The 18827-nt window shown below is 34.7% G+C and carries 21 protein-coding genes and 1 pseudogene; 7 read left to right on the forward strand and 15 right to left on the reverse strand.

The genetic code is table 11. The annotated features are described in order from the left end of the window. Window positions 1-127: pseudogene (gene glnQ / locus CBF36_RS11260) on the forward strand (glutamine ABC transporter ATP-binding protein GlnQ); the annotation flags it as partial. Between the two features lie 46 nt (window positions 128-173). Here the strand turns inward: glnQ and CBF36_RS11265 are convergent. The 13 genes from CBF36_RS11265 to CBF36_RS11325 form a co-directional block, all read right to left on the reverse strand. Continuing rightward, window positions 174-1271, reverse strand: coding sequence for an iron-containing alcohol dehydrogenase family protein (locus tag CBF36_RS11265; RefSeq protein WP_125958484.1), 1098 nt, complete (start codon window positions 1269-1271; stop codon window positions 174-176). Window positions 1272-1494: 223 nt separating this feature from the next. Continuing rightward, the gene (locus tag CBF36_RS11270; RefSeq protein WP_125958485.1) at window positions 1495-1755 is read right to left on the reverse strand and encodes a hypothetical protein; all 261 of its coding nucleotides are present in this window, start codon (window positions 1753-1755) and stop codon (window positions 1495-1497) included. 59 nt (window positions 1756-1814) lie between these two features. After that, window positions 1815-2180 (reverse strand): preprotein translocase subunit YajC, encoded by a 366-nt coding sequence (gene yajC / locus CBF36_RS11275; RefSeq protein ID WP_125958486.1) that lies wholly within the window; start codon window positions 2178-2180, stop codon window positions 1815-1817. 83 nt (window positions 2181-2263) lie between these two features. Then, window positions 2264-3409, reverse strand: coding sequence for a tRNA guanosine(34) transglycosylase Tgt (tgt, locus tag CBF36_RS11280; RefSeq protein WP_125958487.1), 1146 nt, complete (start codon window positions 3407-3409; stop codon window positions 2264-2266). Window positions 3410-3426: 17 nt separating this feature from the next. Further along, window positions 3427-4461 (reverse strand): tRNA preQ1(34) S-adenosylmethionine ribosyltransferase-isomerase QueA, encoded by a 1035-nt coding sequence (queA, locus tag CBF36_RS11285; protein WP_125958488.1) that lies wholly within the window; start codon window positions 4459-4461, stop codon window positions 3427-3429. Window positions 4462-4540: 79 nt separating this feature from the next. Continuing rightward, on the reverse strand, window positions 4541-5554 hold the full coding sequence (ruvB, locus tag CBF36_RS11290; RefSeq protein ID WP_125958489.1) for a Holliday junction branch migration DNA helicase RuvB: 1014 nt from the start codon (window positions 5552-5554) through the stop codon (window positions 4541-4543). A 15-nt stretch (window positions 5555-5569) separates the two neighbouring features. Continuing rightward, window positions 5570-6187 (reverse strand): Holliday junction branch migration protein RuvA, encoded by a 618-nt coding sequence (gene ruvA / locus CBF36_RS11295; protein WP_125958490.1) that lies wholly within the window; start codon window positions 6185-6187, stop codon window positions 5570-5572. Between the two features lie 111 nt (window positions 6188-6298). Beyond that, entirely contained in the window at window positions 6299-6724 is a 426-nt protein-coding gene (msrB, locus tag CBF36_RS11300) for a peptide-methionine (R)-S-oxide reductase MsrB (protein ID WP_125958491.1), read from the reverse strand. A gap of 6 nt (window positions 6725-6730) precedes the next feature. Beyond that, window positions 6731-7282 carry a Maf family protein gene (locus CBF36_RS11305; RefSeq protein WP_125958492.1) on the reverse strand — a complete coding sequence of 184 codons (552 nt, stop codon included), beginning with the start codon at window positions 7280-7282 and terminating at the stop codon, window positions 6731-6733. Between the two features lie 14 nt (window positions 7283-7296). Next, a complete protein-coding gene (gene mutL, locus CBF36_RS11310; protein ID WP_125958493.1) occupies window positions 7297-9222 on the reverse strand; it encodes a DNA mismatch repair endonuclease MutL in 1926 nt (641 codons plus the stop codon). 15 nt (window positions 9223-9237) lie between these two features. Beyond that, window positions 9238-11832: a DNA mismatch repair protein MutS gene (mutS, locus tag CBF36_RS11315; RefSeq protein ID WP_125958494.1), complete on the reverse strand. Its 2595-nt coding sequence runs from the start codon at window positions 11830-11832 to the stop codon at window positions 9238-9240. A gap of 12 nt (window positions 11833-11844) precedes the next feature. Then, window positions 11845-12228: a YlbF family regulator gene (locus tag CBF36_RS11320; RefSeq protein ID WP_125958495.1), complete on the reverse strand. Its 384-nt coding sequence runs from the start codon at window positions 12226-12228 to the stop codon at window positions 11845-11847. A 24-nt stretch (window positions 12229-12252) separates the two neighbouring features. Further along, on the reverse strand, window positions 12253-13053 hold the full coding sequence (locus CBF36_RS11325) for a TIGR00282 family metallophosphoesterase (RefSeq protein ID WP_125958496.1): 801 nt from the start codon (window positions 13051-13053) through the stop codon (window positions 12253-12255). Between the two features lie 147 nt (window positions 13054-13200). Between CBF36_RS11325 and CBF36_RS11330 the strand changes: the two genes are divergently transcribed. From CBF36_RS11330 to CBF36_RS11345, 4 genes are read left to right on the forward strand one after another with little or no spacing between them, the layout of a single operon-like run. Next, entirely contained in the window at window positions 13201-13833 is a 633-nt protein-coding gene (locus CBF36_RS11330; RefSeq protein ID WP_125958497.1) for an NAD-dependent epimerase/dehydratase family protein, read from the forward strand. 15 nt (window positions 13834-13848) lie between these two features. After that, entirely contained in the window at window positions 13849-14604 is a 756-nt protein-coding gene (gene coaB, locus CBF36_RS11335) for a phosphopantothenate--cysteine ligase (protein WP_125958498.1), read from the forward strand. Between the two features lie 4 nt (window positions 14605-14608). After that, window positions 14609-15151 carry a phosphopantothenoylcysteine decarboxylase gene (coaC, locus tag CBF36_RS11340; protein WP_125958499.1) on the forward strand — a complete coding sequence of 181 codons (543 nt, stop codon included), beginning with the start codon at window positions 14609-14611 and terminating at the stop codon, window positions 15149-15151. Window positions 15152-15163: 12 nt separating this feature from the next. After that, window positions 15164-15796, forward strand: coding sequence for an ECF transporter S component (locus tag CBF36_RS11345; protein ID WP_125958500.1), 633 nt, complete (start codon window positions 15164-15166; stop codon window positions 15794-15796). Window positions 15797-16035: 239 nt separating this feature from the next. On the opposite strand, the gene CBF36_RS11350 is transcribed toward CBF36_RS11345, so the two are convergent. Beyond that, window positions 16036-16350, reverse strand: coding sequence for a hypothetical protein (locus CBF36_RS11350; protein WP_125958501.1), 315 nt, complete (start codon window positions 16348-16350; stop codon window positions 16036-16038). A 66-nt stretch (window positions 16351-16416) separates the two neighbouring features. Further along, window positions 16417-16845 carry a NusG domain II-containing protein gene (locus CBF36_RS11355; protein ID WP_125958502.1) on the reverse strand — a complete coding sequence of 143 codons (429 nt, stop codon included), beginning with the start codon at window positions 16843-16845 and terminating at the stop codon, window positions 16417-16419. 169 nt (window positions 16846-17014) lie between these two features. On the opposite strand from CBF36_RS11355, the gene trhO reads away from it, so the two are divergent. Together trhO and CBF36_RS11365 are read left to right on the forward strand one after the other, a co-directional pair. Further along, window positions 17015-17992 carry an oxygen-dependent tRNA uridine(34) hydroxylase TrhO gene (gene trhO / locus CBF36_RS11360; RefSeq protein WP_125958503.1) on the forward strand — a complete coding sequence of 326 codons (978 nt, stop codon included), beginning with the start codon at window positions 17015-17017 and terminating at the stop codon, window positions 17990-17992. Window positions 17993-18094: 102 nt separating this feature from the next. Then, the gene (locus CBF36_RS11365) at window positions 18095-18472 is read left to right on the forward strand and encodes a hypothetical protein (protein WP_125958504.1); all 378 of its coding nucleotides are present in this window, start codon (window positions 18095-18097) and stop codon (window positions 18470-18472) included. The last annotated feature ends 355 nt before the right edge of the window (window positions 18473-18827 follow it).

The following is an 18827-nucleotide window of genomic DNA, read 5'->3' on the forward strand; positions in this document are numbered from 1 at the left end:
CCGAGAAGTAGCCGACCGTGTCATTTTTATGGATAAAGGTGTGATTCAAGAAGAAGGCACACCTGAAGACATCTTTTTACATCCAAAAAATGACAGAACACAAGACTTTTTAGAAAAAGTACTATAATAAAAAACTCGTTTAGTCTAAATTAATCGACTAAACGAGTTTTTGGTTAGTTAATATAATCTTCAAGCTCATAAATGGCTTCTTTTAAGTTAGCCTTTGTTATTTCAATAGGCAATAAATGAACCTCATCCATAGAGTAGATAATATCCACTATTTCATCAACGACTTTAGTATCTGTTGGAAGTAACTCCATTGTTGTCAGAGATAATGGTAAATTCATTTCCGAATAGAAAGGTAATAAATAATCTATTTCTTCCCAATTTTTTTCCAAAGCGAGTTGATATAAAATACCATAAGCTACTTTCTCACCATGTAAAAAGCGATGACTTTCTGGAATACACTGAGCAATGGCATCATGAATAGCATGTGCAGCAGCGGATCGTGCGTACCTGTCACCAAAGCCTCCTACCATTCCTGCAATAGCAAAAACTATTTCTGACAAGCGAACAAACTCATCTGATAGATGTTGTTCTTTCATGTCTTGTATAGCTTGACTGCTATATGCCATAATGTCATCTTTGCATAACGTTGACACATGTTTGGCAATATCTAAAAATGGCTCTTTTTTATACTCATCTTGTTCTAAAATCGTAATCGTTTCATACCATTTAGCAATCGTATCGGCTAACCCAGCAATAAAATAATCGACAGGAGCATCAATGATTAATTCTGGATCAGTAATAAAGAAACTAGCTTGTCGGTAATAATATTCCAATACACTTTCTGATTCTCCACTTTCTTTATACATAACTGACAAAGCAGTCCACGGGGCACAATTACTAGCCAAAGTTGGAATCACCCCAAAATTAACATTTGCTTTATAGGCTGATAACCCAACTAAATCGACCAATTTTCCCCCACCAACACCGATAATAAAATCTATCTGATTTGTTTCAATGACTTTTATTACTTGCTCCATACCATAGTAACTACACTCACCTGTATATTGATGAAAGAAAAAATTGAACTGATTATTTTCCAAAAATGATAATTTCGGCTTAGCCTTTTTAAAGGACACATCCCCATGAACGACTAAAATATTTTTCGCTTTAAAATCTTCCAACACATCTGGTACATAGTCTATCGCTCCTATATGATAACGATAAAATTGTGGACCCGGTTTAACGGTCAAGTCTGTTAACATAATAACCCTCCTACTATTTAAATTACCTTTTATGAATAAATGATTAAGGTCAATTTTACGCTATTTTTTTATATTTGGATAGTCATTATATCACTAACACAGTAATTTTTTACATTTCATCTTCCCAAACATAATCAGAATAATACATTGACAAAATATCCTTAATTTTTGTTTTTGGTGGACACATAAGATACCGATGATAAACTTCATTTGGTAAATCTGCCTATTCAATCCCATATACCGACTCAAAAACATCAATTACCTTGACTATTTTCGAACTAATTTCTTCATTGAATTGATTAAAACAACTCGTTTCAACAGAATTTAGTGTCTTTTGAATGCATTCAATCATTTTTTCTTTTGTTTGTTGATTATCTAATTCCATTAAACAAATAGATTCTTCAAATAACGGTGAATCGTCCAACGCTTTTTGATTAATTAGCCTTTCTTTTAACACGACAACAGATACTAATTGTTTGGTCATATTAGCTTCACTCCTCTTATAAAAAAAATAACACTTAAAAAAGTGTTATTTCCTCATTCTTATTCGTTATCTTTTTTTTCTTCTTCAGTTACTGGTTCTTCAACCACTTCAACTTCAGTTACTTCAACTTCTGACTTAGTATCCTCTGTTGGTTCATTAGATGTAGGTGCTGTAGGAGCTTTAACTGTTTTAATTGCTCCTCGTTCAAATTCTAAATAAATTCCTTCACAGTCAAGAGTCACTGTGCCTTTTTCTTTATCTACTTCATGAACGATTCCGTATAATCCACCAATAGTCACAACTTCACTACCTGGTTGCATACTATCTAATAATTGTTGACGTTGTGCTTGTTGTTTCTTTTGAGAACGACTCATAAAAAACATCATCCCACCCATCACCAATATCAATGGTATCAATGTTTGCATAACTTAGTTCACCTCTTTCTTAATTCACTCAACTATAACTGTAACAAATTTTTAATTGTTTAACTACAAAAATTCTATAAATTTTAGAAATTCTTGGCATTTTCTTTATTAAAACCATACTCTTCAAAAAATGCTTGTCTAAATTCTAATAAATTATCATCCATAATCGCTTGTCTGACTTGTTTCATTGTATTTAATAAGAAATACAAATTATGATAAGAAGTTAATCGAATACCAAATGTTTCATCACATTTAATAAGATGACGAATATACGCTCTTGTGTAATTTCGGCAAGTATAACAGTCACATTTCTCATCAATCGGACGATAGTCTTCAGCATATTTCGCATTTTTTACAACTAATCGACCTTGACTTGTCATACATGTTCCATTTCGTGCAATACGTGTTGGTAACACACAGTCAAACATATCCACACCACGAATTACGCCATCAATTAATGAGTCAGGTGTTCCAACACCCATTAAGTAACGTGGTTTATTTTCTGGAATAAGTGGTGTTGTGTATTCAAGTACTCTATTCATCTCTTCTTTAGGTTCTCCTACTGATAACCCTCCGATAGAATAACCTGGAAAATCTAACCCAACTAATTCACGCGCACTTTGTTCACGCAAATCTTTGTATCCAGCCCCTTGAATAATACCAAATAGTCCTTGTCTATCAGGATTTTGATGAGCTTTTAATCCACGTTCAGCCCAACGTGATGTTCTCTCAATCGATTTTTTCACGTAATCATGGCTCTCTTGGAATGGTGGACACTCGTCAAAACTCATCATGATGTCTGGTCCTAATTTATTTTGAATTTGAATCGCCTTCTCAGGTGATAAAAACATTTTAGAGCCATTTAAGTGATTTCTAAAATGAACACCTGATTCTTCAATTTGTCGCATGTCTGATAATGACCATACTTGGAATCCGCCAGAGTCAGTTAAAATCCCTTGATCCCAGTTCATAAATTTATGCAGTCCACCTGCTCCTTCTACAATGTCCTCACCAGGACGTAACCATAGATGATAGGTATTACTTAAAATAATTCCTGCACCCATCTCTTTTAATTCTTCTGGCGCCATTGTTTTTACAGTTGCAAGTGTTCCAACAGGCATAAACATTGGTGTTGGAAATGTTCCATGAGGCGTAATAATTTCACCTAATCTAGCACCAGTATGTTTTTCTTTTTTTATCAATCGGTATTTAATTGCTGGTTCTGTCATGTCTTTTCTCTCTTTCTTTATTTGACAAACATCGCATCCCCAAAACTAAAGAAGCGATATCTTTCTTTTACGGCATGTTCATACGCATGAAGCACGTTTTCTTTTCCGGCAAACGCACTAACTAACATAATCAATGTTGACATTGGTAAGTGGAAATTAGTTAAAAAAGCATCTACCACTTTAAACTCATAACCTGGTTTAATAAATATATCTGTCCATCCATTATCTTCTTGTAATGCTCCATTAAATTTTGTTCCGATGGTTTCAAGCGTTCTAATAGATGTTGTTCCTACTGCGACAACTTTTCCACCTTGTTCTTTGACCTCATTCAAAGTATCTGCTGCTTCTTTGGTTAAACAATAAAATTCACTATGCATTTTGTGATTTTCCACATCATCCACACTGACTGGTCTAAATGTTCCCAATCCAACATGAAGCGTTAAATACACTAATTTAACCCCTTTGTCTTCAATTTTTTTCAAGACATCTGGTGTGAAGTGTAGTCCCGCAGTAGGTGCTGCTGCCGAACCATTTTCTTTTGCATAAACAGTTTGATAACGGTCATTATCACTTAATCTTTCTTTGATATATGGTGGTAATGGCATTTCTCCAAGAGATTCTAAAATTTCTAAAAAGACACCATCATAAGAAAAGGTAATCATTCGACCACCATGTTCTAATTCCTCATCAACCACTGCTTTTAGCGCACCATTACCAAACGAAATCACTGTTCCTTTTTTAGCACGTTTAGCTGGTTTAATTAGCGTTTCCCAAGTATCACCTGTTGTATTCGTTAACAATAAAACTTCTAAATGACCACCTGTATCAGGTTTTTCTCCATGAAGTCTTGCAGGAAGGACTCTTGTATCATTCATAACAAGAGCATCTCCTTCATTTAATTCATCTATAATTGCAGGAAATTGTGTGTCCTCAATTGCTCCTGTTTTTGAATCTAATATTAATAACTTTGATGCCGCACGGTTTTCTAGTGGTGTTTGTGCGATTAATTCTTCTGGTAAATCAAAATCAAAGTCAGAGGTTTTTAATGTCATATCCTCACCTGTTTCCTTTCTGTTCTATCTCCTGTTGTATTTTAACACTTTTACTCATAAATAAAAACAGTCTGATAGCTTAACTCTCTTGATTGTAAGGATAGCCTAGGTGATGATAGGCGTATTCAGTCACAACTCGTCCTCTTTGTGTGCGTTTGATGAACCCTTTTTGGATGAGGTAAGGCTCATACATGTCCTCAACAGTTTCTCTTTCCTCACTAATATTAACAGCAATGGTAGTTAGTCCAACAGGTCCACCGTTATATAACTCAATCATCGCACGAAGTAATTTTTGATCGACATGATCAAGTCCTTTATCATCGACTTGCAACATCTTCAGTGCTTCATCGGCAATAAGAGTTGTCACAACACCTTCACCTGTAACTTGTGCAAAATCTCTCACACGTTTTAATAAACGATTGGCAATACGTGGCGTGCCGCGCGAACGTCTTGCAATTTCATAAGCACCACTTTCTTCTATCACCACATCAAAAATATCTGCTGAACGAATGACGATTTCTTTTAAATCTTCTTCTTCATAATATTCCATATGACTAATAATTCCAAAACGGTCTCTTAAAGGCGCGGATAACATTCCTGCTCGTGTTGTTGCACCAACTAATGTAAATGGAGGTAACTCAAAATGAACAGGATGAGACGTAGGGCCTTGTCCAATCATAATATCCACATAAAAATCTTCCATCGCCGAATACAATAATTCCTCTGCTACTCTTGGTAAGCGATGAATTTCATCAATAAATAGGACATCACCTGGTTCTAACTCATTTAGTATCGCAACTAAATCACCTGGTTTTTCAATTGCAGGACCACTGGTTGTTTTAATACCGACTTCCATTTCATTTGCGATAACCATCGCCATGGTTGTTTTACCTAATCCAGGTGGCCCATAAAGTAAGACATGGTCTAAAGCTTCTTTTCGTTGCCTTGCTGCTTTAATATAAATTGTCAACTCTTCTTTCACTTTTTGTTGGCCAATGTATTGCGATAAGCGTGTTGGCCTAAGTGACTTTTCCACCACTTCTTCTGCATGTAATGTTTCAGAAGAGACAAGTCTTTCTTCTTGTTCTGACATCTTCTTTATCATTCCTTACTTTTTCATTAATAATTTCAATCCAATACGTAAATACTCATCCGTAGTTTTATCTTGATAGCTTTCAAGCTCTTTTTTGATTTTTTTGATTTCTCTTTCAGAATAGCCAAGAGCTTTAAGTGCTTCGACTGCTTCATCTAATTGTTGAGTTGGCTCAACTGTAAATAAATCTTCCTGTGTCGAAATAGCGATTGTGTCAGATGCTTCTATTTCGACATCATCTAATTTACCTTGTAAATCTAAAATCATTTGTTGTGCGGTTTTCTTTCCAACACCTGGGAACTTCGTTAAATACGTCGCATCTTGTGCTTCGATTGCTTGAACTAGTCCTGCATGATCATCTAATGCCATAATGGCTAAACCACTTTTTGGGCCAATTCCTGAGACACTAATTAATTTTAAAAATAGTTGCTTTTCTTCAAGCGTTGCAAATCCATAAAGTAAATGCGCGTCATCACGAATGACTTGATGCAAATAAACGGTCACGTCTTGATTTAAATAGGCTGAATAGCGAAATGGATTCGCCACCGCAATTTGATAACCTAATCCGTTTGTTTCAACCACTATATAATAAGGACTAGTAAAGGTTACTGTCCCTTTAATGTATTCATACACTTATTTTCTTCCTTTCACGTACGCATGTTCCCTAAAATTGTACCATATCCCAGACAATTATCCTATGCTTTAATGACTAAAAAAAGCCCCCATAAACATGGGAAGCTTTAATTAATTAAACAGTGCTAAATATTCTTTATAGCCTTCTTTTTCTAAGTCTTCAACTGGAATAAAACGTAGCGCTGCGCCGTTAATACAGTATCTTAATCCACCTTTGTCTTGTGGTCCATCAGGAAACACATGACCTAAGTGAGAATCAGCTTGTGAACTTCTGACTTCAGTTCGTACTCTTGCAAGTGTTGTATCTTCAAGTTCTTTTAATGTTGCAATAGGTTTGGTAAATGATGGCCAACCACATCCTGCATCATATTTATCTGTTGAAGAAAATAACGGCTCACCACTCACGATATCGACATAAATTCCTTCTCTATCAAACTGGTCGTACTCACTTGAAAAAGGACGTTCTGTGCCATTTTCTTGAGTGACTTGATACTGCAAAGGGGTTAATGTTTGTTTTAACTCTTCTTTATTTGCCAACTTTCTTCACCTTCCTAATTGTTTAAATAACTGATTTAAATAACCGACTGGCAATCCAACAATGGAAAAATAATCCCCTTTTATCTCTTTGACAAACACACTTGCTTTTCCTTGGATACCATAAGCCCCTGCTTTATCCATTGGTTCACCAGTTTTAATGTAACCAGTGATGTCTTCTTCATCCAAATCATAAAACAACACATCCACAACTTCGACATGTTCGTAAGTTTCTTCAGGCGTTATCACACAAACGGCTGTCATCACTTTATGCGTTGTGCCACTTAGTTTTTCTAGCATATTGTAAGCATCTTTTTCATCCATTGGTTTTCCCATAATCTCATTATCTAACACAACGGTTGTATCACACCCAATCACTGTTTCATTGGGATAAAGTTTAACTATTTCTTTAGCTTTTTCCCTAGCCATGCGACTGACATATTCTTTTGGCGCTTCATCTACATTGACTGTTTCATCAATATCGGCTGGACTTATCGTAAAATGACTCGTCACAAATGACAATAATTCTTTTCTTCTAGGGGATGCTGATGCTAATATCATATACGTCTTCCTTTCTAATGTGGCTCTTGAATTCGTTTAAATAATTTTTCCATGTCTTGATTGGTAAAATGAATTAACACTGGACGACCATGTGGGCAATTAAACGGATTTTCACATGTTTTTAACTCGTCTAATAAGGCTCGTGCTTGACGTTCATCCAAATGATGGTTGGCTTTAATTGATTGCTTACAACTCATCATAATTGCTGTAGCCTCACGAAAAAATTTCACATCAATTTTTCCTTCGTCAAGAAAAATATCAATCATCTCACGAATCGTCGCCTCTTCTTTTCCAACTGGATACCAAGTCGGATGTGAACGAATGATAAAACTTTGTTGCCCAAAATCTTCTAGCTCAATTCCAACTTCTTCAAACACCGATAGATTTTCTTTAATTTTTATGTAATCATCTACAGAATATTCTAAAATAATCGGCACAAGGAGTTGTTGTTTATCTTCTCCCACATCACCTATTTTTTCTCTAAAATACTCGTACTTTATACGCTCTTGCGCGGCATGTTGATCAACGATATAAAGACCTTCCTCACTTTGAGCAAATAAATACGTCCCATGCATTTGACCGAAATACTCTAAATGTGGAAAGGCATGTGTTGGCATTTCTTTTGTATCAGTTTCCGGTAGATCAACCACTTCTTCAATCACTTCATGAGAAACAGTGTTTGATTCTATGTCTCCCTCTTGCGTATAATCCGCATCATCTAATTTTTCCGATACACCATTTGTGTAATCTTTTGCCTCTTTAAATAACTCTTTTTCCTCATTATTTTTTAAATAAAACTCGCCTGTCAATGAATCATATGCTAAATTCGTATCTTGAATTTGTTGCTTACGCTCGATTGGTTTAGCTGAATGCTCAAAAGGTAACTGTTGTTGCTCTACTTTAACCGTTTCAACTTGTTTCATGAATGGCTTTGTATCATTCACGCGTGGTATCAAAATTTCTTCACCTAGCGCTTTAGCGATACTGGTTTCGATTAATGTAATGAGTTCTTTTTCTTTACTTAATCGAACTTCTTGTTTGGTTGGATGGACATTCACATCAACAAGTAACGGATCCATCTGAATGGATAAAACAGCGATTGGAAACCGCCCCACCATGAGTTTTGATCCATAACCAGACACGATTGCTTTATTTAAAATAAAATTTTTGATGTAGCGCCCATTGATGATAAGTGAGATATAATTACGGCTAGCTCGTGTGACTTCTGGTAAAGACACGTAACCTGTTAATTTAAAATCTAAATCATCCCCTGATACTTCAATCATTTTTTTAGCTGTGTTAACCCCGTAAACACCAGCAATGGCTTGTTTTAAATCACCACTTCCTAGTGTTCGCAACATTCTATGTCCATCATTAGTTAATGAAAAAGAAATATCTGGATGGCTCATAGCCAAACGATTGACCACATCACCGATATTAGCTAACTCTGTTTGTAACGTCTTCACATACTTTAACCTAGCAGGTGTATTAAAAAAGATATTTTCAACAGTAATACTTGTCCCTTTACGCAATGAATGAGCTTTGTGTTCTTTCACCACACCTCCTGATAAAAAAAGATAACTCCCCTCTTCACCAGTGGATGTTTCAAGTGTCACCTCAGATACTGAGGCAATACTTGGTAACGCCTCGCCACGAAACCCTAGTGAACGAATACGAAACAAATCTTCACGGTTATGAATTTTACTGGTGGCATGTCGCTTAAAGGCATTTAACACATCATCTGATGCAATCCCTTCACCATTATCAATCACTTGTATTTTTTTCAATCCTGATTCTTCAATAATAATATCAATTTTCGTGCTACCAGCGTCAATTGAGTTTTCAAGTAACTCTTTAACGACTGAAGCAGGACGTTCCACTACTTCACCAGCAGCAATTTGGTTGGCTAAAATCTGTGATAACTCTTCAATTTTCGCCATGCTTCTAGCCTCCTTTTACTGCACTTTTTTTTGTAATTCAGATAAAATATTTAATGCTTCAAGTGGTGTCACGCTTAATAGATTTAAATTTTTAATATCATTCACCACTTCAACTGATTCAGGTGTTTCTTCTGAAAACAATGATAGTTGTACCACATCTTCTGTTGATGTTATTTCTTTTTCAAAAACTAGATGTGCATCACTAACTTCTGTTGTATGAACTGCTTGTGACTCAAAATTTTCTAATAAATCAGATGCTCGGTGCAATAAATTAGTTGGTAATCCGGCTAATTTTGCCACATGAATCCCGTAACTTTTATCGGCTGGACCTTCCATCATTTTATGTAAAAAAACGACTTCACCATTTTCTTCCACCGCTCCAACATGACGATTGCTAACACCTTGCAACTCATCTTCAAGTGTTGTAATTTCATGATAATGTGTAGAAAAAAGCGTTTTAGCTCCCACATATTCATGAATATATTCGATAATCGCTTGAGCTAATGCCATCCCATCATACGTGGCTGTTCCACGACCCAATTCATCAAATAAAATCAAACTATTTGGAGTGGCATATCGCAACGCTTGGTTTGCTTCCATCATCTCAACCATAAACGTACTTTGACCTGATATCAAATCATCTGATGCTCCAATTCGGGTAAAAATCTGATCAAAAATTGGTAAGACTGCTTTTTCAGCTGGGACAAAACACCCAATTTGAGCCATAATAACCGTTAAAGCCAATTGTCTCATATAGGTACTTTTTCCTGACATATTTGGTCCAGTAATCAATAAAATCATCGTGTCCTTGTCCATCTCAATACTATTTGGCACATATTCTTGACTGCCTAATACTTTTTCGACAACTGGATGTCGCCCATTATCTACTTGAATAATCGATTGATTCGTTGTCATCTCTGGTCGAACATATTGATACGTTTCACTAATCTCAGCAAATCCTTGCAAAATATCAAGTGTTGCCACAGCTTTTGCGAGTGACTGCAACCGTTCAATTGACTCTTTGACCGTTTCTCTTACTTCTAAGAACAAACGATATTCTAATTCTTGTGATTTTTCTTGTGACTCTAAAATTAGTGTTTCCATCTCTTTCAACTCAGGTGTAATGTATCTTTCTGCGTTGGCTAGTGTTTGCTTTCTTTCATACCGATCAACTGGTACATCTTGAATATTACTTTTTGTCACTTCAATAAAATAGCCAAATACTCGGTTAAATTTAATTTTTAATGTTTTTATGCCTGTTGCTTGGCGTTCTTTGGCTTCCATTTCAGCTAACCATTGTTTGCCATTTTTCATGGCATCACGGTACTTATCTAGCTCATCATTAAATCCATCTTTAATAACATTCCCCTCAGTAATCGATAACGGAGCTTCTTCATTAATCGACTCACTAATAATCTCAACTAAATCATCCATTGGGGTAATTTGTTCTAACAATGTGCCAAACTGACCATTATCTAATCCTTGAATGATATTTTGAATCATCGGAATTTGCTCAAGTGATTGTTTTAATTGAAGCAAATCACGCCCATTAACTGTCCCAAAAGCCACGCGTCCGGCTAATCGCTCTAAATCATAGACATGCCGTAAATATTCTTTTAAATCCATTCGCTCAAAATAAGCTTGAGTCAAACTTTCAACCATTTCTTGCCTCTCTTTAATAGCTGATAACTTTAATAAAGGACGATCAATCCATTGTTTTAATAAACGTCCACCCATCGCTGTTTGGGTTTCATCAAGTAGCCAGAGCAATGTGCCTTTTTTATCTTTTGAGCGAATGGATTGCGTTAACTCTAAATTATATTTAGAGTAATAATCCATTTTTAAAAAGTGACTTGGCTCATAGACTTGAGCTTGCTGCAAATGACTCAATTGTCTTTTTTGTGTGTTGGAAAGATACGTTAGTAATATCTGTGTTGATAGTTTGGCTAACTTATCCTCTACTTTTTCCATCAAATAACTAAATTCAGATTCTATTTCGCCTATTGTTTGAGGTGACTGAACAATCGATTGAGACTCAAACCATTCTAATAATGAATGTGGCAATTCACTTCCTATTACGATTTCTTTCGTTCTTAACCCACTACACTCATTTTGAACCGTTTCTTCATCTAGCAATGTGGCAACATTCATTTCTCCTGTACTTAAATCCGTATAAGAAAAGCCATAGTGACCACTAACCTCATCGTAGACAATCGCTGTTAAAAAATTATTTTGCTTTGCATCGGTTTCTTGCTTTCCTAGCGCTGTTCCTGGTGTGACTAACTGAACGACTTCACGTTTCACCATGCCTTTTGTGGTTTTAGGATCTTCAACTTGCTCACAGATTGCCACTTTATACCCTTTTTCAACTAAAATATCAATATAATTAGCAGCAGAATGATGTGGCACCCCACACATTGGTATCGGATTTTCTGCATTTTTATTTCGACTAGTTAGCGTTAATTCTAATAATTGAGATACCTTTTCTGCATCCTCATAAAACATTTCATAAAAATCACCCAAACGATAAAATAAAAAAGCGTCTGGATATTGCGCTTTGATTTCAAAATACTGCTCCATCATTGGCGTATGTTTTGTTTTTTGTGGCATACAATCACTTCCCTACTCTTTTTCATTTAATAACTTTTCTAATGACTCGTTCACTTGCGATTGCAATAAAGACGTTAAGTGATGTAACAAATCATTGGCTTCAACTAAACACTCTCTATATTCAAGTACTAGAGGATGTTTATCAAACGTTTCTTGCAGTTCATCAGCTTGTCTTAATACTTCTTTTTCAGCATTTGGTTTATCATAGTGAGCAAACTTTACCGCTTCTTTTTGTAGTTGCTTAATTTCTTCAACCATTTCTTTTAACCCATCATGCTCATCTATTTTTTTCTCTATTTTTTTATAAGCTTTTATGGTGTCGTGATTTTCTAAACTCTTTAACAAGATAGATAAAGACTCATTTATTTTTGTGTCATAGACTTCTCTTTTCTCCATCATAAAAGCTCCTTTCTTGTCAAATTATTCTCTAAACGGACAGTCTGCACTAATGGTACTTGCTTCTATTTTTTTCGCTTTTCCTGTCTTATCATCAATGTCTATCACACAATAAGATAAGATTGAGCGCCCACTTGTGACTACCTCAAAACGATGTGGTAACGCTGTTCGAAATTTTTCAATAACAGCTGTTCTTTCCATACCTAAAATACCGTCATATGGACCTGTCATCCCAACATCTGATAAATAAGCTGTTCCTTGTGGCAAAATACGAGCATCATTTGTTTGAACATGTGTATGTGTCCCAACAATCGCTGAAATACGCCCATCTAAAAACCAACCCATTGCTTGTTTTTCACTCGTTACCTCTCCATGAAAATCAATAAAAATATGAGACGTTCTTTGTGATGCTTCTTCGACTAATTTATCAATAACATCAAATGGATCATCTATTGGTGTCATAAATGTTCTCGCTTGTAAATTAATAACGGCTAACTCAATCGTATTCACTTTAACATAGACAATTCCTTGTCCAGGTGTGGTGTCTTTTGGAAAATTAACTGGTCGAACCATTTTTTTTGCGTCCTGTATAAACTCAAAGATATCGCGGTTATCCCACGCATGATTACCTAACGTTACCACGTCTGCCCCATCTTGTAAGATTTCCTTGTATATTTTTTCTGTAATCCCACGTCCTGCTGCGGCATTCTCACCATTGACAATGGTCACCTGGGGACGATATTTTTTCTTTAATTTTGGAAGATAAGTGCCTAAGGTTTCTCTCCCTAATGACCCAACAACATCTCCAACAAATAATAAACGCATTTATTTTCCTCTTTTCTAATTAGCTACCTATATATTTTAACAAGTTTCAAACCTAAATAAAAGAAATCGAAGTTTTTTCTGTCTTTCATTCTATTCTTTTTATGTTAAAATGATAAAAATAGTGTTTATTGAAAGGATGTCGTTAACATGCCAAACACACTACTTATCTTTGGAGGAAGCGGTTTTATTGGAAGAAACATTTGCCAAAAGGCTTTAATTCAAGGATATCACGTCTATAGTATTTCAACGCATGGAAAACCTAGTTTAAATGAAGAGTGGGTCAACCATGCGAACATGACTTGGATTGCAAGCGACGTAGTAGACCATGACACTTGGCAAAAACAGCTTCCACAAAATATCTACTATTGTATTAATTTAATTGGAATATTACTCCCATCAAACAAGCAAACCTATCAAAGTAGTATCATTGAACCAAATAAAATTATCAGCCAATGGGCATCATCTCATTGTGTTCCTTATTTATTTTTATCAGCTAAATTAGGACCATTTGGCTATATCAAAGCTAAAAAAGAAGCTGAAAGCTATTTAACAGCTCAAACAAATGTCAACACGATTGTCTACTCTGGTCTAGTCACACAAAAAAAGAAACGGCTTAAACAAATGCAAGCAATAGCTTTAAAATTAGGTTCTAGCTTACCTCTTTTATCATACTGGTGTAGGCAAGTCTATCCTATTGATGTAGACAAACTTTCAAAAACTATTTTGAACATTATTAGTACACCGGATAAACAAAGTAAATATGTTGATTTAACACAGTAAAAGGAGCTGTCTGAAGTGAATATTTTAATAACTGCAGGAGGAACATCTGAAGCCATTGATTCGGTTAGAAATCTAACCAATCACGCCACAGGTTCTTTAGGAAAAGTCATAGCAGAAACGCTAAGTTCACATGTCCATACTATCTTTTATGTTCATGGGCCAAGAGCTGTTTTACCAGATAAAGAGAATATTAATAACTATCCTATTTCTTCTGTCAGAGATTTAGAAAAAACGATGCATGATTTATTAACTGCTCATACCATTCACACTGTCATTCATAGCATGGCTGTTAGTGACTATGAACTTGATTACACGACATCAGAAGTTAATCTTGCCAAACAACTAGCCGATGTCATTACAACTAAACAACCTGCAACAAAAGAAAATCTTGAGACATTAATTATAGAAACACTAACATCTAATCAATTTGCAACAAACAAAGAGAAAAAAATTCGTTCAACCTCTGAACAACTGATTATTGCGTTAAAAAAAGCTCCTAAAGTGATTCATTCTATTAAGAAGTGGCAACCAACCACTCAACTGATTGGATTTAAATTATTAGTGGGTGTCCCAGAAATAGACTTAGTAACAGCAGCAAAAGAAAGCATTAAAAAAAATAAAGCTGACTATATTGTGGCAAATGATTTAGAACATATTTCAACTACTCAACATCAAGCTCTCATCATTAATCAAACAGGAATTAAAGAGCGATGTGAAACAAAACAAGACATTGCTAATAGTCTGTTAAATATCATCAAACAGGAGGGATAAACTTATGCCAAAAGTATTATTAGGTGTTTCTGCGAGCATTTCTGCCTATAAAGCAGCTGACATTATCAGTCAATTAAAAAAACAACAAATCGACGTTGAAGTGATTATGACAAAAAACAGCACGCAAATTATTCCACCATTAACCCTTCAAGTACTATCAAAAGAGATGGTTCATACTGATGTCATGTATGAGCACAAACCGAGTGATATTAATCATATTGATATGGTAAAACGTGCGGATTTATTTTTAGTTGCACCTGCTACTGCTAATATTATTGGGAAAATGGCTAATGGGATTGCAGACGATATGCTATCTACCACAGCTTTAGCAGTTCATGATATTCCTAAGTTTATCGCACCTGCCATGAATACCTATATGTACACAAATCCTGCCATGCAACGAAATTTAGCACAGCTAGAAGAAGATGGTTACACGATTATTGAACCAAAGGAAAGTTTACTAGCTTGTGGTGATTATGGTAAAGGTGCTCTTGCAGATGTTTCCGTCATCGTCGACATCATCAAACAACAATTACTTAACAAATAAAAAAGGAGTTTCATTGTGAAAACAAAACGTTTAACACTTACTGCTATATTTTTAGCAATCATCATTTTATTTTCATTTACACCATTAGGATTTATTAACTTAGGGTTTATAAAAGCAACACTCGTACATATACCTGTTATTATTGGAGGAATTGTCTTAGGTCCAAGGATTGGAGCATTTTTAGGGTTATCATTTGGATTACTTAGTATGACGATTAATACCATGACACCTTCTGCTTTATCTTTTGCTTTCTCTCCATTTATACCAGTCATTGGGACAAACAATGGAAGTTTATGGGCAATTGTCATTGCACTTATCCCACGAATTTTAACTGGTGTTGTCCCTTATTTTGTTTATAAGTGGCTAAAATCAACCAATAAACTACCTGATAGACTATCACTCTTTATATCAGGTGTTGCTGCTTCAATGGTTAATACACTTCTGGTTATGAATTTAATCTATCTATTATTCCAAGATGCCTATTCTCAATTAAAAGGAGTAGCCATCGGATCTGGTCTTTATAAAGCTGTTTTAAGTGTTATTTTTATTAATGGTGTCCCAGAAGCATTAGTAGCTGGTATTGTAGTAAGTGCTATTACTGGCGTGTTGTTGAAAATCTATCAAAAAAGTGGACAACACCTATAGAAAAAATCGTTGTTTTTTTGAACGAATATGATAAAATAATAAATGACTTTATTATGAGACATAACCCGTATATCACTTACGCTTGCTTATGTACTTATATCAGTCTACCCCACTTTAATTAAAGTGGGGTTTTTGTTTAACTTCTTAGTCGAAGCTATGTCAGTAAAAGTAAAGGACGTGATATTTTGATTTCTCTTATTCCTGTCACTGAAACTGGTGAAAAAATGTTCTGTTTATCTTTATAAATTTTCAAGCCTATTAATAGTCTGTTTCACTACTTTTCTAGGTGGTAAATATCTTCCTGATTCCTCATATCGTGTTGCTTTTAAATCCAATTGGCCTATATTTGATAACTGACTCAATTCAGATAATGACATTCCATTTTTCTCGGCCAAATGCCACATATAATTTAATTCTTTTTGTCGTTTAATAGAATAATATTTTGCAACAGATAACATGGTTAGGTAAGCTATCATTAACCACATTTTTCCAGATATTAATAATACAACACAATAAATCCCAATCACTAGATATAAATAATATATTTTTTTCATTATTATGATACCTCCCCTTCTCTCATACTAAGTATAACAAAAAACTCTTACTTTTTCGTAAGAGTTTTAGTACGTCATAATCATATCATCTTCATCATTTTCTGGATTTTTTGCTTTTATCTCAATCACTAGTTTATGTGGTAAACAGATACTGGTTTGACCCACACGACTAATCCAACTTGTCATTACTGCTATTTGATCAGGACTATTGTCTTCTTTTACTCGAATACGCGTCCCATCCACCTCAACTATATTATATTTATCTCCACCTGGATAATACGTTTTTTCAAAATGTTTGGTGTCCTCATTTAAATCAAACCGATCAACTTCTTTACCATTGATAGTTACAATAGCTATTGTGCCACTATCGTCTTTTTCTTTTGCTTGACTCATTCCAAAAACCACATATGGAACAAATGACAAGACAATCAAACAAATGATTACAACGCCATCCATATATCGCCATTGTTTTTTTAATTCATGCCATAATTTCATCTTTTTATTTCCTTTCAAGCACTACTCTTAGTAAGATAACGTTAAAATCAAAAATCGTCAACTTTTTTATTTAATTCTCTTTTTATACACTTGTGAAAAAAACTTCAATATTGCTATTTTAATCACTTTTATCTATAATTATCTGATACAAACTCTAGGAGGAATTACAGTGTCAAAGTATCAAGTATTACTATATTATTTATATGTCCCTATTGAAAACCCCGAAGAATTTGCCAAAGAGCATTTAGAATTGTGTAAATCATTTAATCTAAAAGGGCGTGTATTAGTTGCCAAAGAAGGAATTAATGGAACTCTTTCAGGTCTAACTGAAGACACACAACGCTATATGGATTACATGCATGCTGACGAACGATTCAAAGATATTTTCTTTAAAATCGATCCAGCTGACGAGCAAGCGTTCAAAAAAATGTTCGTCCGTCCTCGTCCTGAATTAGTGTCTTTAAAATTAGAAGATGATATTAACCCGTTAGAATTAACTGGAAATTACCTATCTCCACAAGAATTTAAAGAAGCTATCTTAGATGATGATACAATTGTAATCGATGCAAGAAATGATTACGAGTATGATTTAGGTCACTTTAGAGGTGCGGTTCGTCCTGATATTCGCACATTTAGAGAACTACCTCAATGGATTCGTGATAACAAAGAAAAATTCATGGATAAACGTGTCGTAACTTACTGTACTGGTGGAATTCGTTGTGAAAAATTCTCCGGTTGGTTAGTTCGTGAAGGTTTTAATGATGTTGGCCAATTACATGGTGGTATCGCAACTTATGGTCGCGACCCAGAAGTTCAAGGTGAGCTATGGGATGGAAAAATGTATGTGTTTGATGAACGTATTAGCGTTCCTATCAATCACGTTGATCCTGTGGTTGTTGGTGTAGATTGGTTTGATGGCACGCCTTGTGAGCGTTATGTCAACTGCGGTAATCCTGAATGTAACCGACAAATCTTATGTTCTGAAGAAAATGAAGCAAAATATGTACGTGGTTGTTCTCATGACTGTCGTATTCACGAAAGAAATCGTTACATCACTGAAAATGAGATGACACCAGAAGAATGGATTAAAAGAATTCATGACTTAGGTGAAGAATTTGATGTTGAAAGAATGGAAACTGTACAATAATAGTTACTTTAAACCTCTAACAAAAATATTTGTTGGAGGTTTATTTGATATCTAGTGTATATGATAGTACGATTATTTAAATAATATAAAGGAGATAATATTATGTCTACTAACACATCAAAATATATCTACCAAATTTCAACTAATCCTGTTTTGGAAAGCAATGCTCTATTCTCTTTTTATGAAAAAGAAGAAACAACATCATTTGGTTTTCTCAATGATTTTTCCATTATGACTGGTATGTGTTCCTCATTGGAACAAACAATCGATACCATAAAAAAGAGTTCTTTAGTTTTTATCACTGGATACATGGACCATACTTCTTTCTTCGAACTTGGACTAGCTGTTTCATTAGATAAACAAATCTACTATGTAACAGAACATCTAAGCAACACGTTTAACTTACCTTTTCCATATTCCATAGAACAAATAATCCCTATCTCATACGATGATTTCATCAATATAGTTGATTATTTATGATAATAAAAAAAGCCACTAGATTTCACTAGTGGCAAAAAGGAGTTGTTTATTTACTTTGGAGGAGTAAATAAAATGAAAAAGTTTGTTAGGGTTGTTTTGTTGGTATGACTATATAATAATCTCTATTTATGAAAAAACGATGTCTTTTTTTATTCTTTTTGTGATGTTTTACTTAAGAAAAAGTAAAGAGGCCATACTATATAAAAAGCCACTAGATTTCTCTAGTGGGGCTCTATGTCAAATCGTGTTGATGGACAATAATAGGGATAAAAAGAAGTCTCAAAAATGAAATAGAATTAATTGGAGTGAGGGAAGAAATTCTCTCACTTTTCTTATTTAACCTGAAAAACTTGAT

The organism is Vagococcus bubulae, assembly GCF_003950315.1.
Classification (GTDB): domain Bacteria; phylum Bacillota; class Bacilli; order Lactobacillales; family Vagococcaceae; genus Vagococcus; species Vagococcus bubulae.